Genomic DNA, 17,293 nt, shown 5'->3' with positions numbered 1-17,293 from the left:
GAAAATTTAACCAGGTTAACAAAGGTAGAGGCATGACTAAAGAAACATATATGGAACCCGCCTTTCTGTTACCCGACTTGATTGAAATCCAGCGATCGAGCTTTCGCTGGTTTTTAGAAGAAGGGTTGATAGAAGAACTTAACTCCTTTAGTCCTATTACAGATTATACGGGCAAATTAGAACTGCACTTTTTGGGTCATAACTACAAACTCAAGGAGCCAAAGTACAGCGTCGAAGAAGCCAAGCGGCGGGATAGTACTTATGCAGTCCAAATGTATGTTCCCACACGTCTGATTAATAAAGAAACCGGGGAAATCAAAGAGCAAGAGGTATTCATTGGGGATTTGCCTTTGATGACCGATCGCGGCACGTTTATTATTAACGGAGCGGAGCGGGTAATTGTCAACCAAATAGTGCGATCGCCAGGTGTCTATTACAAATCAGAAATCGACAAAAACGGGCGACGTACTTATTCAGCTAGCTTAATTCCCAACCGGGGAGCATGGCTGAAATTTGAAACAGACCGCAACGATTTGGTGTGGGTACGCATCGACAAAACCCGCAAACTCTCAGCGCAGGTACTCCTAAAAGCTTTAGGTTTGTCAGACAACGAAATCTTTGACGCCTTACGCCACCCCGAATATTTCCAAAAAACCATCGAAAAAGAAGGGCAATTTTCTGAAGAAGAAGCCCTAATGGAGTTATATCGGAAACTGCGTCCTGGTGAGCCACCCACAGTCTTAGGTGGACAACAACTCCTAGACTCCCGTTTCTTTGACCCGAAACGTTATGACCTTGGCCGCGTTGGACGCTATAAGCTCAACAAAAAATTGCGTCTTTCTGTCCCAGACACAATGCGCGTGTTGACTGCTGGGGATATCTTGGCAGCTGTGGATTACCTGATCAACCTAGAGTATGACATCGGTAATATCGATGACATTGACCACTTAGGCAACCGTCGGGTGAGAAGCGTCGGTGAATTGCTGCAAAACCAAGTGCGGGTGGGCTTAAACCGCCTAGAGAGAATCATTCGGGAACGGATGACCGTATCTGATGCCGAAGTGCTAACTCCCGCCTCCCTGGTAAACCCCAAACCACTAGTAGCAGCAATTAAAGAATTCTTTGGTTCTAGCCAGTTAAGTCAGTTCATGGATCAAACCAATCCTCTGGCAGAACTGACCCACAAACGCCGTTTGAGTGCCCTTGGTCCTGGTGGTTTAACCCGTGAACGCGCTGGGTTTGCTGTGCGAGATATTCATCCTAGTCACTATGGACGCATTTGCCCCATTGAGACACCAGAAGGCCCCAACGCTGGATTGATTGGCTCCTTAGCAACCCATGCGCGGGTAAACCTGTACGGCTTCTTAGAAACACCATTTAGACCTGTAGAAAATGGGCGAGTTAGATTTGATCTACCTCCAGCCTACATGACAGCCGATGAAGAAGACGACCTACGGGTTGCTCCTGGAGACATTCCTGTAGATGAAACTGGGCACATTATTGGACCGCAAGTGCCAGTCCGGTATCGCCAAGAATTTTCCACCACAACACCAGAACAGGTGGATTACGTAGCAGTATCTCCTGTACAGATTGTATCGGTAGCTACTAGCATGATTCCTTTCCTGGAGCATGATGACGCTAACCGAGCATTGATGGGATCGAATATGCAACGGCAAGCAGTCCCCTTGCTCAAACCAGAGCGTCCTTTAGTGGGTACTGGTTTGGAAGCACAAGGAGCAAGAGACTCCGGGATGGTGATTGTATCGCGTACCGATGGTGATGTCACTTATGTGGACGCTACAGAAATTCGCGTTCGTCCTAAACCTAATACCCCAGAAATTAAGTACACCCTTTCCAAGTACCAACGCTCAAACCAAGACACTTGTTTAAATCAGAAACCTCTTGTCCGCATTGGGGAAAAAGTAGTTGCAGGTCAGGTACTAGCTGATGGTTCCTCCACCGAAGGCGGTGAATTGGCCCTGGGACAAAATATTGTCGTTGCTTATATGCCTTGGGAAGGCTACAACTACGAAGACGCAATTTTAATTTCCGAAAGACTGGTACAGGATGATGTCTACACCTCAATTCACATTGAAAAATATGAAATTGAAGCTAGACAAACGAAACTGGGGCCAGAAGAAATTACCAGAGAAATTCCCAACGTCGGGGAAGATGCCTTGCGTCAGTTAGATGAACAGGGAATTATTCGGATTGGGGCGTGGGTAGAAGCTGGTGATATCTTGGTAGGAAAAGTCACACCCAAAGGTGAATCTGACCAACCGCCAGAAGAAAAACTGTTGCGAGCTATATTCGGTGAAAAAGCGCGCGATGTGCGGGACAATTCCCTGCGAGTTCCCAATGGTGAAAAAGGTCGCGTAGTTGATGTACGTTTGTTTACTCGCGAACAAGGCGATGAACTGCCACCAGGAGCCAATATGGTAGTCCGGGTGTATGTTGCGCAAAAACGCAAAATCCAAGTTGGCGACAAAATGGCAGGACGCCACGGTAACAAAGGGATTATTTCTCGAATATTACCGGCGGAAGATATGCCTTATTTGCCCGATGGTTCACCAGTGGACATTGTACTCAACCCCTTGGGCGTACCTAGTCGGATGAACGTTGGACAAGTATTTGAATGCCTCTTGGGTTGGGCTGGTCAGACCTTGGGAGTACGATTTAAGATTACTCCCTTTGATGAAATGTACGGTGAAGAGTCATCCCGGCGAATCGTGCATGGCAAATTGCAAGAAGCACGAGACGAAACAGGCAAAGACTGGGTATATAACCCAGATAACCCAGGCAAAATCATGGTGTATGACGGTCGTACAGGTGAACCCTTTGACCGAGCAATTACCATCGGTGTGGCTTATATGCTGAAGCTGGTGCATTTGGTGGATGATAAGATCCACGCCCGTTCTACAGGGCCATACTCACTGGTGACTCAGCAACCCTTGGGTGGTAAAGCGCAACAAGGTGGTCAGCGGTTTGGGGAAATGGAAGTATGGGCATTGGAAGCCTTTGGTGCAGCTTATACCTTACAGGAATTGCTCACAGTTAAATCTGACGATATGCAAGGACGGAATGAAGCATTAAATGCGATCGTTAAAGGTAAGGCAATTCCTAGACCTGGAACCCCAGAATCCTTTAAGGTGCTAATGCGCGAGTTGCAATCATTGGGGTTAGACATTGCCGTACACAAGGTAGAAACCCAAGCAGACGGCAGTTCCCTAGATGTGGAAGTCGATTTGATGGCAGACCAGTCAGCCCGTCGTACACCTCCTCGGCCAACTTATGAATCTCTTTCCCGCGAATCGCTGGATGATGATGAATAAGGATTAGGGAATAGGGCATGGGGCATAGCGCATAGGCAATGGGAAAAACGCCCAATGCCTAATGCCTGTTCCCAATGTTGTAAAACTAAATATACTCAAAACTCATAACTCATAATTCGGAACTCAGCACTTAAGTATGAGACCTGCCCAAACTAATCAGTTTGACTACGTAAAAATCGGCTTGGCTTCCCCTGAACGCATTCGCCAATGGGGCGAGAGAACATTGCCTAATGGTCAAGTAGTCGGTGAAGTTACCAAGCCAGAAACGATTAACTACCGAACTCTCAAGCCAGAGATGGATGGCTTATTTTGTGAACGCATCTTTGGCCCTGCGAAAGATTGGGAATGCCATTGTGGCAAGTATAAAAGAGTTCGTCACAGAGGTATTGTCTGTGAGCGCTGTGGGGTAGAAGTCACCGAGTCACGGGTGCGTCGTCACCGCATGGGCTATATTAAACTCGCCGCACCAGTAGCTCACGTTTGGTATCTCAAAGGCATTCCTAGCTATATTTCCATCCTGTTGGATATGCCTTTGCGGGATGTCGAGCAGATTGTCTATTTCAACTCTTATGTTGTCCTGAGTGCAGGTAATGCCGAAACTTTAACTTACAAACAGCTACTGAGTGAAGACCAGTGGTTGGAAATAGAAGACCAAATTTATAGCGAAGATTCTGTGCTGCAAGGCGTAGAGGTAGGTATTGGGGCTGAAGCGCTGTTGCGTTTGCTTGCCGATATCAATTTGGAACAAGAAGCCGAAAGCCTACGCGAAGAAATTGGTAACGCCAAGGGGCAAAAGAGAGCCAAGCTAATTAAGCGATTGCGGGTAATTGACAACTTCATTGCTACTGGTTCAAAACCAGAATGGATGGTAATGGCAGTTATTCCCGTGATTCCGCCCGACTTGCGCCCAATGGTGCAACTAGATGGCGGACGGTTTGCCACTAGCGATTTAAATGATTTGTATCGACGGGTAATTAACCGCAACAATCGTTTAGCACGCTTGCAAGAAATTTTGGCACCAGAGATTATTGTGCGGAACGAAAAGCGGATGCTGCAAGAAGCAGTGGATGCTTTGATTGATAATGGTCGTCGGGGACGCACTGTGGTAGGGGCAAATAACCGACCACTGAAATCTTTATCCGACATTATTGAGGGTAAGCAAGGACGTTTCCGACAAAACTTGTTAGGTAAACGGGTTGACTACTCTGGACGTTCGGTTATTGTAGTCGGGCCAAAACTGAAAATTCACCAGTGCGGTTTGCCTAGAGAAATGGCAATTGAGCTATTTCAACCATTTGTGATTAACCGCCTGATTCGTAGCGGTATGGTAAATAACATCAAAGCTGCGAAAAAGCTGATATCCCGCAATGATCCCAGTGTTTGGGATGTGCTGGAAGAGGTGATTGAAGGACACCCTGTAATGCTAAACCGGGCACCAACGTTGCACCGCTTGGGTATTCAGTCTTTTGAACCGATTTTAGTAGAAGGTAGAGCAATTCAACTGCATCCTCTGGTATGTCCGGCATTTAACGCCGACTTTGACGGCGACCAAATGGCGGTACACGTCCCTCTTTCTTTAGAAAGTCAGGCTGAAGCACGGTTATTGATGTTGGCTTCTAATAACATTTTGTCTCCAGCCACGGGTAAACCCATCATCACCCCTAGCCAAGATATGGTTTTGGGAGCCTATTACTTAACAGCAGAAAATCCCGGTGCGACAAAAGGCGCAGGAAAGTACTTTTCTTCGCTAGAGGATGTAATTATGGCTTTTCAGCAAGAGCAAATTGACTTGCACGCCTATATTTACGTGCGGTTTGACGGTGAAATAGAATCAGACCAACCGGATACGGAACCCGTGAAAGTGACGGAAAACGAGGATGGTACCCGCACATTACTCTATAAGTTCCGTAGAGTCAGACAAGACGCTAAAGGCAATGTACTTTCCCAGTATATATACACAACTCCCGGTCGCGTTATTTACAATAATGCTATTCAGGAAGCACTAGCAAGTTAATTCGTAATTTCTAATGACGCTCGCGGACTCGCTAACGTAATTCGTAATTGAAGAATTAATTACGAATTACGAACTACGAATTACGACTTATTAATTATTGATGACTTAGGACTAATGACTAATGACTAACGAAAAAATGATTTTTCGCAATCGGGTGGTTGATAAAGGTCAACTGAGAAATTTAATTTCTTGGGCCTTTACGTATTATGGTACGGCGCGAACCGCAGTGATGGCGGACAAATTGAAAGATTTGGGATTTCGCTACGCAACCAAAGCAGGGGTTTCCATCAGTGTAGATGACTTGATGGTGCCACCAACTAAGCGATTGCTCTTAGAAGCAGCCGAAGAAGAAATTCGCGCTACTGAAACCCGTTATCAACGGGGAGAAATCACAGAAGTAGAACGCTTCCAAAAGGTAATCGATACCTGGAACGGTACTAGTGAGGCTTTGAAAGATGAAGTAGTCGTTCACTTCAAAAAGACTAATCCCCTAAACTCCGTATACATGATGGCATTCTCCGGTGCACGGGGTAACATCTCTCAAGTGCGGCAACTGGTGGGGATGCGGGGACTGATGGCAGATCCTCAAGGGGAAATTATCGATTTGCCCATTAAAACCAATTTCCGTGAAGGATTAACTGTAACGGAATACATTATTTCGTCTTACGGTGCCAGAAAAGGATTGGTGGATACAGCCTTACGGACGGCTGACTCTGGTTATCTCACCCGCCGATTGGTGGATGTATCCCAGGATGTAATTATTCGGGAATTTGACTGCGGCACGACCAGAGGTCTTAGCATTCGACCAATGACAGAAGGGGCCAAAACCTTGATTCCTCTAGCAACTCGCTTGATGGGACGGGTAATTGGCGAAGATGTGCTGCATCCGGTAACAAAAGAAGTGATTGCAGCACGCAATTCCCCAATTCCTGAGGATTTGGCGAAGAAAATTGAAAAATCTGGGGTGGGAGAAGTTGTGGTACGATCGCCACTAACTTGTGAAGCGGCACGTTCTGTCTGCCAACACTGCTACGGCTGGAGTTTGGCACACGCCAAGATGGTAGATTTGGGTGAAGCTGTGGGGATTATTGCCGCCCAAAGTATCGGCGAACCTGGTACCCAGCTAACCATGCGGACATTCCACACCGGTGGGGTATTTACTGGAGAAGTGGCGCAACAAGTTCGTTCTAAAATCGATGGGACTGTCAAGCTTCCCCGTAAGCTGAAGACTAGAACATATCGGACTCGTCACGGGGAAGATGCCCTCTATGTTGAGGCTAATGGCATCATGCTTTTGGAGCCAACAAAAGTAGGTGATGTTACTCCAGAGAACCAAGAGGTTCATCTTACCCAAGGTTCAACACTATATGTATTTGATGGAAATAAAGTAAAACAAGGTCAGTTGTTGGCAGAGGTTGCCCTCGGCGGACGCACAACCCGGACTAATACAGAAAAAGCAGTTAAAGATGTTGCTTCTGACTTAGCAGGGGAAGTGCAATTTGCCGAAGTTGTTCCAGAACAAAAAACTGACCGTCAAGGCAATACCACAACCACAGCCGCACGCGGTGGCTTGATTTGGATTTTGTCTGGGGAAGTTTATAACTTGCCGCCTGGTGCAGAATTGGTGGTGAAAAATGGTGATGCGATCGCTTCTAATGGAGTTTTAGCAGAAACCAAGTTAACTAGTTTGCACGGTGGTGTGGTGCGCTTGCCAGAAGCTACCCCAGGTAAGAGTACCAGGGAAATTGAGATTATCACCGCTTCTGTGGTCTTAGACCAAGCAACGGTGACAGTCCAAAGTTCCCAAGGTCGCAATAACTACTTAGTTTCTACTGGCAACAACCAAGTATTTAACCTCCGAGCTACACCAGGCACAAAAGTGCAAAATGGTCAAGTGGTAGCTGAGTTAATTGATGACCGCTATCGCACAACCACTGGTGGATTCCTGAAATTTGCAGGTGTTGAAGTCCAGAAAAAAGGCAAAGCCAAGCTGGGTTATGAAGTCGTGCAGGGCGGTACACTGTTGTGGATTCCCGAAGAAAGTCACGAAGTTAATAAAGATATCTCCTTACTGTTGGTGGAAGACGGTCAGTTTGTGGAAGCTGGCACCGAAGTGGTGAAGGATATCTTCTGCCAAAACAGTGGTGTGGTAGAAGTGACCCAGAAAAACGACATCCTGCGGGAAGTGGTGGTGAAGCCAGGGGAACTGCTGATGGTGGACGATCCCGAATCAGTCATCGGGCGAGATAACACCTTCATCCAACCAGGTGAGGAATTCCAAGGCAATGTCGCCACGGAATTGCGTTATATCCAGTATGTGGAGACACCAGAAGGACCCGCCCTATTGAGTCGTCCAGTGGTTGAGTTTGCCGTCCCTGATAATCCAGATGTGCCATCAACGACATCGGTAAGTCAACAAACCGGGCGATCAATCCAATTGAGAGCGGTGCAGCGACTACCTTATAAAGATTCAGAACGCGTCAAATCTGTTGAAGGTGTGGAACTGCTACGAACCCAGCTAGTACTGGAAATTGAGCAAGAAGGAGAACAAGACCATAATGCTTCACCCCTGGCAGCAGATATTGAATTAGTAGAGGATACCGAAGATCCAGAAGTTCAACGTTTACAACTGGTGATTTTGGAATCTTTGGTAATTCGTCGAGACATTACCGCCGATGCCACCCAAGGTAGTACCCAGACGACACTTGAAGTACACGATGGACTAACCATCGCCCCAGGGTCTGTAGTCGCACGTACCCAAATCTTGTGTAAAGAAGGCGGGGAAGTACGAGGTGTTCAAAAAGGAACCGAAAACGTGCGTCGCTGTTTAGTGTTGCGCGACGCTGACAGGCTTCCCATTAATACTAGTACTCAGCCAAAAGTAAAAGTGGGTGATTTGCTAGTAGAAGGTACAGAAGTTGCTCCTGGAGTTTTTGCCCCAGAATCAGGGCAAGTAGTGGATGTTAAAAGTGTCGCTGCTACATCTGGTGGGGAATCAGCTTTAAGTACTAAAAACTACGTTATTACTACCCGTATCGGTCGCCCTTATCGAGTCAGCCCTGGTGCTGTGTTGCAAATAGAAGACGGCGATTTGGTACAACGGGGTGATAACTTGGTGTTGCTGGTGTTTGAACGCGCCAAAACCGGAGATATCATTCAAGGTTTGCCCCGGATTGAGGAACTACTTGAAGCTCGTAAACCGAAAGAAGCGTGCATCTTATGTCGGCGGGGCGGAGAAGTTAAGGTAGTTTACGGTGATGGTGATGAAGCGATCGCTATCAAGGTCGTAGAATCAAATGGCGTGGTGACAGATTATCCTCTGGGGCCAGGACAAAACTTGATTGTGCCAGATGGCTCAATAGTATTAGCGGGGCAACCGTTAACTGATGGCCCATCTAATCCCCACGAAATCTTGGAAATCTTCTTTAGCCTGGGTTCCGAAGATGGAATCTATGCTTGTGCTAGCCTTGCTTTACAAAAGGTACAGACTTTCTTGGTGAATGAAGTGCAAATGGTGTACCAGTCTCAAGGGATTGATATTTCCGATAAGCACATTGAAGTGATTGTTCGCCAGATGACCAACAAAGTCAGGATTGATGATGGTGGTGACACCACAATGCTTCCTGGCGAATTGGTGGAACTGCGCCAAGTTGAGCAAGTAAACGAAGCTATGGCAATTACAGGCGGTGCTAGGGCACAGTATACTCCAGTATTGTTGGGGATCACTAAAGCATCGTTGAACACCGACAGCTTTATTTCCGCGGCGTCCTTCCAAGAGACAACACGGGTACTCACCGAAGCAGCTATCGAAGGTAAATCTGACTGGCTGCGCGGATTAAAGGAAAACGTGATTATCGGACGATTGATTCCGGCTGGTACTGGATATAATACCTATGAAGAACCCGGAGCGATCGATGACTATACTGCTGAAATTACCAGTAGTGTGTTAGATGAAGTTGATGATCCCCTAGATATGGTCTTAGACGATCGCACAGCTCGCACCTATAATTTAGATTCTCCTACTCTTGGGGAATCTGGCTTTGGCAGCAGACGTGCAGAAAGGTCCATTATAGATGAAGAAGATGAATTAATTGCTGACGAAGTAGTAGATGATGACGATTACGAGGAAGAAGAGGAAGACGACGAAGATGATTTCGACGACGAATAGAGATTTGAAATTTCGCGTATAAAAGTTAAAAGGTAATATCGAGTCTGCTCAATTACCAATAACCAAAGTACCTCACCCGTGCTAGCGTGCCCCTTGCCAAGGGGGCACGCTAGCTTCAGTTTTACCCCTAGCGACGAGCAAGTCGTCATATTCAATTAAAATAACGTGCGCCTCTGTTGGAGAATCACGTTAAAATAACCGATTGCAATCAATAGACTGAAATTTTCTCTTTCAGAGAGTCTAGTCATCTACATCGCTTAAAATCTTGTATTTAGTCCTCTTGAGAAGACTTAGCTATTAGCTTGAGAATTTCTTTCCAACCGGGATAGCAACGAAGTGAATAATTGAAATAGATGCTGGTAATCACAACCCTAGAAAAAGAGGGGATTAAACATTAGCTGTTATTTTGAATTTCGTCTAACTTGGCACGCACTGCCCGAATATCCTGCCACATCAACCATTTAGGCGCACCTTGTTCCTTAGAAGGGTTACGCAGCAAGTAGGAAGGATGAAAGATTGGCATACATAAACGCCCTTCCCACTCCAGCCACTGGCCGCGAATTTTCGTAATCCCCCGCTTATCGCCAGTGATACCTTTGACAGCAGTTGCACCTGTTAACAAAATTATTTTGGGGTCAACTAGGCGAATTTGTTCTAGTAAGTAGGGTAGACAAGCCGCCACCTCTACAGGAGTGGGAACTCTATTATCTGGTGGGCGGCATTTATTGATATTGGCAATGTATACATCATGCTCAGTAGTCAGATTCACTGATGCCAAAATTTTCTCCAGCAATTGTCCCGATCTGCCTACAAATGGTAAACCCGTTTCATCTTCATTTTGACCTGGTGCTTCTCCCACAACCATAATTGGTGCTTTGAGATTACCACGTCCGACAACAGTATGAGTACGAGTATCTCCCAATGCACAACGGTGGCAGCGATCGCAATGCTGTGTCAACTCCGTTATGTCAGAATAAGTTCCGGGAGCAATCGGAATTTTCGCGTCTGTAGGAATCAGTTCTCGTTGGTTAAAACTTGAGTCGTCGAAGAGGCTGAGTTGGGTTTCGCTGCTCATGAAAATCAGGATTTTGACATCAGCACCAGTTGTTATATCTGATTTAAACAGCCCTTTGGCTGGATATTTATCAGAACAATAAACTTTTGCTGAATACTTAATTATTTATACAAATCTTATTGTATCAGTTAATTTGAGACAAAATTCAGTCATGATAAAAGCAGTGCTGTCCTAAGATGCTGGGGGAAACCATGTCATATACCCCACTTTTCGCCGATCGTACCCATGCAGGTGAAGTATTGGCGCGAGTAATTCATAATATTTTGACTCAGCAAACTATTGATTCTGGGGTAAAGCCTGTACCAATTGTTTATGCTTTGCCAAGAGGGGGTGTACCAGTAGCAGCACCAATAGCACGTCTTTTAGATTGTCCATTGACAATTGTTGTGGCAAAAAAGATTAGCCATCCAGAAAACCCAGAGTTAGCAATTGGTGCAGTGACTACTTCTGGAAATGTTCTTTGGGCCGATCAAAAGCTATTTCGCTCTAAATATGATGCGCGGTGGCGAGAAATAGCTTTAAATAAAGCGATAAACCTTGCTAAGTCTCTTGAGGTTCAATTAATTCCTGCTTGTCCGCAAGTAAATGCAGAGAATGCTACGCTCATCTTAGTTGATGATGGCATTGCTACAGGTATGACAATAGCGGTAGCAGCAACTGTCATGAGAGCGCTTTCTCCAGCAGCAGTCTGGTTATGTACTCCAGTAGCGCCACAAAAATTGCTACCTTGGTTAGAACAGTGGGGCGATCGCACAATAGTCTTGGAAACACCGGAACTCTTCTGGAGTGTGAGTAATTTTTACGCGGAATTTCCCCAAGTAGATACATTAGAAGTTCTTGTATATCTCCAGCAACAAAAGACAATAGGAGGAATTGACTTCTGCGAGTAATTTTGAATTGTTTCCCTATCTTGCTTTTTAACTATTTGGAGACGTTTTCGGCTGGTATTGCATAGCTTTGGCATAATCACCCAAGGCTTCGTAAGCAGCTTTCAGACGAGCAAGAGTTTGTTCTTCACTGCGACGATCTTTGATATTCCTAGCTAAGATCAAACGTTCTTCATAATATATAATTGCTTTGTTATAGTCACCCAAAGCTTCACAAGCAATTACTAAACTACCTAAAGACTGTTCCTCGCTACGCTGGTCTTGAATTTCTTTGGCCAATTGCAACCGCTCCTCATTATACTGAATAGCTTTGGCATAATCACCTAATGTATAACAAGCATGACCCAGATTCTTTAGCACCTGAGAAGCACTGCGAACATGTTTTAAGGAGCGTGCTATAACTACACATTGCTCATAATAGGCGATCGCTTTTGGATAATTGTCCAAAGCATACCAAGCATTACCTAAATTCTTGAGTACCTGTTCCTCGCCCCAATTATCTTTGAGTTCCCGCACAATTTCTAGGCTTTGCTGCTGATACTCAATTGCTTGTGTAAATTTGCCCCAAGCTTTATAAACCAATCCCAAGTTATTCAGTGCTGCCACTTGACTGCGTTTATCTTGCAGCTGCTGGGTTATTTTCAAACACTTTTCCAGAAACTCAATTGCCTTTTCATGGTCATTCAGGTGACGGTAGGCATTACCTAAATGGGAAAGTGCTTGCATTTGCAATGTTAAATCTGAGGTGTTCTTGAGCAAAGACAAACACTCTTGGGAGTAAGAGATAGCACCTTTATAGTCTCCAGCGCTGTAAGTTACCAATCCTAAAAAAGAAAGTACCTGTGCCTGTTTTTGCAAATCTCCAACTGCCTGAAACAGCCCCAAGGATTGTTGTAAAGACTTCATCGCCGCTATTAATTCACCAGCTTGCTGCTGTTGAGTTCCTTGCCGTAGTAGCTTTGATGCTTCCGATGAATGGTCATCACTTCCCTGTGGAGGTAGTATTTCTGCTTGTGAACCAGAGTCAAATTCATGGGTAATTGTATTACGCTTCACTGGTTTTAGGTATGTTATGGGTAATTGCAAGAGAACTGTATTTTTCGATCTGGTTATTCCATTCGCCTTTAGACATCAACTCCTTGTTGTGAAGTCTAGTACTAAATTTAGTGTTCCCAAAACCAGGATGCATCTTTCAACACTCTGGTTTACCACAGCGTCAGTTTAGGAGAGGTGAGAGTTTATATAGCGATCGCTTTTGAATTTTAATCGAGGTTTTTAGATTACTACTCATGAAGATTAATAACTATATAGAAGTATTAGATTATTTGCTTGCGATCGAGATTATCTAACAAGTTTTATTATTAATATCTTTGCTGTGTCTATAGAGTAGGACATCCCGCACTTCCACTAAAATTTTTCCTAGCATGTTTTTCCCACTGCCATCGGCTCCGCAACCCCAGTAAAAATCGATAGGCGAATTTTCAACAATTTCTGCATTTCCTGTGGAAAGCAAAATATCTCTAATATCTCTATGAGTTTGAAATTTGCATAGCACAGCTTGCCGCATAATATCGTCTTTAAACTTGTTCCCAATCTTGACGTAGGGGACGGGTTCTCTCACGCCCCATTCTTGCCGCATCTTTAGGTGTTTTAACTAGGCGTATTTGTTCTACATGAGGTGTACCCACAAACTTTTGCGCTTGAAAGTAGTGTTCGCTAGTTGACCAATATAATCTATCTAATTCAAAGCCGTGGGATGAAAAGTTAGAGAAACAACCATATTCTTCACGAGTGCTATAAAAGTAGATTGTCATAGATTTAATACAACTTGAATTTAATGAATTTATGAATTTTTTATAAAACAGATGATTTATTTTCTGTTGATTCAATAAACGCCTCAAATTGACCATTAGGAGTCCATTGAATAGCTCCATCTCGTCCTGTAAAGAACAGTTTAGTTTGGCTTTGATTCAGTTCAGATAAAGTTTTTGGATCAAAGTTGGCAGAAGAAGCGATCGCTACTTGTGGTTGCAGAGCAATAACTAAATCTTTCAATGATTCAGGGGCACACCAAAGCACTTGCGGGCGAGGCAAACTTCCATTTTTTACTAGTTGCTGCACCTCTTTAGATTTAACATTACCTACTAATAACCAATTTTGATCTAAAATTTGCAATTGTAAAATTGGTAATTGGTCGTTGATTAATTGCGCTACTATCGAACCAGCTTTTACAGATTGGCCAACTACCAATGGTTGATAAACTCCTTGATTTTTTTGTAGTTCCTGTTGAATTGCCTGAGTCGTAATAGAATTATCTGTTTGGGGTGAATATTCATAAAAATTATTGATTGGTAAACGTTGCATTAATTCAAACCAAGCATTGCTTTGATTACCTTGAAAATCAGTTGCGATCGCCCAATTTATTTGATTTACACCCTGCTGTTGTAAAAACGGTAGAATCGTAAAACGTCCTGTACCTTCATCACCACTATTAATTACAGTTACAGTACCTCGATCTTGAACAACTACAATTGGTTCCGTACCCGATTCTAAGACAGTTATTCTAAACAATGTATTTTTAGAATGCCAAAGTGGGATGAATACTAAACCAATCGCAATCATATTAGCAAACCACCACCGTCTTTGCCACCAACGCACTAACCAGACCAATATAATTAGTATATAAATCGCCAAAAGCTGCCAAGTAGATATGCTGCCCACAGCAACAGAATTTCCAGGTAACTTGCTAAAAAATTCCACTAGTTTAATTAGCCAATCTGTGGGGTAATGTAACACGCTAGCCAGTAAGCTTCCTGCTTCAGTCCACACTAAACCTACTAACGCACTGATAATTCCACCTATACTAATGATCGAAATTAATGGAGTACTAATCACATTCAGCAACAGACTGTAAGATGGTACAACTCCAAAGACAAAGAGTTGCACAGGTAAAGTCCAAATAGTGGCAGCGAGGGGAACAGCAATCAAAGCAGCGATCGCAGGTGGTAGCCATGCTAGGCGATTGACTAATGCGGGTACTGTTACAACTAATCCTAATGTTGCTAAAAAACTTAATTGAAAACCTAAATCCCAAATCCATAGAGGATTAAACATTAATAGCAGAGTTGCTGCTAATAGTAACGAGCCAAACTGTTTTACCTTTCTTTTTAATAACAGACCAACTAATGCCGCAAAACCCATAATTACGGCTCTGAGAACCGCAGGTTGAAACCCTGTTAAACTCAGAAAAATGATTAAAGCCAAAAAGCCAAGGGTAAATTGTGTTCCTTTTCTAGCTCGCCTTGTTAACTGTAAAATCACACTCAAAATTAAAGAAGTTTGGAACCCAGAAGCTGCTAAAGCATGAGCTAATCCGGCTTGTACAAATAAGTCGCGGATATCGTAGGGTAAATCAACAGCTTTGCTACCTAATACCATTGCACTGACAAGAGGCCCTTCAGGAATACCCAACCAACGAACTTGCGATCGCACAATTCGCTCCCGAATTTGCCACCATCCCCATTTACGTTCCTGATCTAAAACATTTATTTGTCGCCCAATTAGACCGGCAAACGTTCCTTCCTGCTTGAGAAACTTCTGAAAATCGAAACCACCAGGGTTGGAAGCCGCCTTTGGTTTGTACAAAATCCCAGTCACAGCAATTTGTTGACTAGGGTATAACCCAGTAGCCTGAAGTATAGGGACTGTCACATACAATTTGCCTGTAACCCCTTGTGGGACACCTGCTGAACCTTTATCATTTTTAACTTCATCTAACTGAGTTGTTTCCAGCCAAAATTGTCCTCGCTGACTGCGAGTTAAGCGGGGATTACTCGCCACTTCGCCACGTACAATCACAAGCTGTTCTTGATTGCTGCTATTTCCAAGCGGGACAAACTGACTAATATCTTTTGCACCCGGTTGTGGCATTCGCCATTGAAAATATAAAGTTGCCAATAATCCCACCAAGCCAGCAGCTAGCCATATTCGAGGATGGGGAATAGTTTGCCAAATATTAGGCACTGCCTTATTTTTGCTTCCAGTATTTTCTGGTTTCTGAGCAAATTGCTGTAGTGTGGTGCGTCTTCTAAAAACAATTGCTCCCACTATCCCCAGAACCAAAATCCCCACACCACCACAAGGAACTGCTGTAAGCAGCAACCCAAAAATGTAGCCAAGACAAATAATTACACCACTAGTTTGAATCATAAGATTTTTGTAAAAGCACCTGGCAACCCGAATTTGCAAATGGTTTAAATATAGATAGGGCAGCAATAAAGAAAAATCGGCGTTGCTTAATTTGGTTATGAAATTCAAAAATAAAATATTCCAAATTCTTATTATCTGTGCTTGGAGCACCTCTGCGTGAGCTTTTTATCTCTCTAATTAGCAACAGCGAAAAGTTTTTATGCTTGTGGTGAGTATAATCCATCAAGTTTATATAAACAAAGCCCGCACAGGCGGGCCTTATCCTTCTTGTAGCTTTAATGTTCTAGATACAATATTTAACCGTATTTCTATCCTTTAGCAAAAGCCAGATCAAAAAAATATGCCTAGCTTAAACCTCAGCGCCACAAGGATAAACAGAACATAAAATCGTAGTGAATGAAATTTGGCACGACTCTGCGTACCTTTGCCTTTATTTTGTGTTCCTCTGCGTTTAAAAACGTTATTATTTTACACAAAAGTGTACTTAGTTCGTGTAGACACACCCTTTAGGATGTTGGGCTTCCTGTTGAACTCACAGCATCTTTGAGCAACGGAAAACCCAACTTCTCCCTTTGCTCAACATATAAATGAGCTACCTTCCTAGCCAAATGCCGAATCCTAGCAATATAGCGAGTTCTCTCCGTCACCGAAATCACACCTCTAGCATCCAGCAGATTGAATGTGTGCGAACACTTCATTACATAATCTAAGCTAGGCAATACCAATCCTCGCTCCGTCAATTGGGTAGCTTCCTGCTCATACAAATTAAATAATGTCAGTAGCAACTCAGGATTTGACGCTTCAAAGTTGTATGTGCACTGCTCAATCTCACTTTGCAGGAAAACATCGCCATAAGTAATGTTGTCTGTCCACTGGATCTTAGTAAATGCTTCTACTTGCTGGAGATACATTGTCAACCGCTCTAACCCGTATGTAATCTCAATCGACACCGGACGGCAATCAATTCCTCCACACTGTTGAAAGTAGGTAAATTGAGTAACTTCCATCCCATCTAACCATACTTCCCACCCAGTACCCCAAGCTCCCACTGTTGCATCTTCCCAGTTATCTTCTACAAACCGAATATCGTGGTCTTCAGGACGAATACCTAAAGCTCTTAACGAATCAAGATAAATCTCCTGAATATTATCTGGTGATGGCTTAATCAGAACTTGGTACTGATAATAGTGTTGAAAGCGGTTGGGATTTTCGCCGTAGCGTCCATCAGTAGGACGACGACAAGGCTCAACGTAAGCAACAGCCCAAGGTTCCGGTCCCAATGCTCTTAAAAAAGTCAGGGGATTCTTAGTACCAGCCCCCTTTTCAATATCGTAGGGCTGGGCAATAAGACAACCGCGATCGCCCCAGAAATGATGCAGTAAACTTATTATCGACTGAAAATTCACGCTTGTCCCATCCTTAGTCAACACAGTGCATAAACCATTGTTGCCTACAACCCAACACTGTAGTTAGTTTCAGGAGACAGAAAAGCCGCCCAAAAATATTTTGGAAGAAGTAGTTGACATAAAGAAGTAGGTTCGCTATATTGAATAAGTGCTGGAAGCGGAGCGCGAAAGAGCGACGCTTTTAGGACACCGAACCTTGAAA

7 protein-coding genes and 2 pseudogenes are annotated in these 17,293 nt (G+C 44.0%); 4 read left to right on the top strand and 5 right to left on the bottom strand.

Features of this window, described 5'->3' with window-relative positions:
* Window positions 1-32 precede the first annotated feature (32 nt).
* The 3 genes from rpoB (at window position 33) to V7K44_RS15160 (ending at window position 9,514) form a co-directional block, all read left to right on the top strand.
* A complete protein-coding gene (gene rpoB, locus V7K44_RS15170; RefSeq protein WP_334932733.1) occupies window positions 33-3,332 on the top strand; it encodes a DNA-directed RNA polymerase subunit beta in 3,300 nt (1,099 codons plus the stop codon).
* 136 nt (window positions 3,333-3,468) lie between these two features.
* Window positions 3,469-5,346 carry a DNA-directed RNA polymerase subunit gamma gene (locus V7K44_RS15165; protein ID WP_334769386.1) on the top strand — a complete coding sequence of 626 codons (1,878 nt, stop codon included), beginning with the start codon at window positions 3,469-3,471 and terminating at the stop codon, window positions 5,344-5,346.
* A 121-nt stretch (window positions 5,347-5,467) separates the two neighbouring features.
* Window positions 5,468-9,514: a DNA-directed RNA polymerase subunit beta'' gene (locus tag V7K44_RS15160; protein WP_334932730.1), complete on the top strand. Its 4,047-nt coding sequence runs from the start codon at window positions 5,468-5,470 to the stop codon at window positions 9,512-9,514.
* Window positions 9,515-9,908: 394 nt separating this feature from the next.
* Here V7K44_RS15160 and V7K44_RS15155 read toward each other — a convergent pair whose 3' ends face one another.
* Window positions 9,909-10,589, bottom strand: a complete 681-nt coding sequence (locus V7K44_RS15155) for a uracil-DNA glycosylase (protein WP_334932728.1) — start codon at window positions 10,587-10,589, stop codon at window positions 9,909-9,911.
* Window positions 10,590-10,780: 191 nt separating this feature from the next.
* Here V7K44_RS15155 and V7K44_RS15150 point away from each other — a divergent pair, with 191 nt between their 5' ends.
* The gene (locus V7K44_RS15150) at window positions 10,781-11,479 is read left to right on the top strand and encodes a phosphoribosyltransferase (RefSeq protein ID WP_334932726.1); all 699 of its coding nucleotides are present in this window, start codon (window positions 10,781-10,783) and stop codon (window positions 11,477-11,479) included.
* Window positions 11,480-11,506: 27 nt separating this feature from the next.
* Here V7K44_RS15150 and V7K44_RS15145 read toward each other — a convergent pair.
* The 4 genes and pseudogenes from V7K44_RS15145 to glyQ all read right to left on the bottom strand — a co-directional run bounded on the left by V7K44_RS15145 (window position 11,507) and on the right by glyQ (window position 17,091).
* Window positions 11,507-12,608, bottom strand: a pseudogene (locus V7K44_RS15145) (tetratricopeptide repeat protein).
* A 213-nt stretch (window positions 12,609-12,821) separates the two neighbouring features.
* Window positions 12,822-13,290 (bottom strand): annotated as a pseudogene (locus V7K44_RS15140) (NADAR family protein).
* Window positions 13,291-13,330: 40 nt separating this feature from the next.
* On the bottom strand, window positions 13,331-15,685 hold the full coding sequence (locus tag V7K44_RS15135; protein WP_334932722.1) for a ComEC/Rec2 family competence protein: 2,355 nt from the start codon (window positions 15,683-15,685) through the stop codon (window positions 13,331-13,333).
* 506 nt (window positions 15,686-16,191) lie between these two features.
* Window positions 16,192-17,091, bottom strand: a complete 900-nt coding sequence (gene glyQ / locus V7K44_RS15130) for a glycine--tRNA ligase subunit alpha (protein WP_334932762.1) — start codon at window positions 17,089-17,091, stop codon at window positions 16,192-16,194.
* Window positions 17,092-17,293: the final 202 nt, after the last annotated feature.

Source organism: Nostoc sp., assembly GCF_036917235.1.
In the GTDB taxonomy this organism is placed as follows: domain Bacteria; phylum Cyanobacteriota; class Cyanobacteriia; order Cyanobacteriales; family Nostocaceae; genus Nostoc.
The sequence above is the reverse complement of the archived record's forward strand: the minus strand, read 5'-3'. Positions and strand labels throughout refer to the sequence as shown.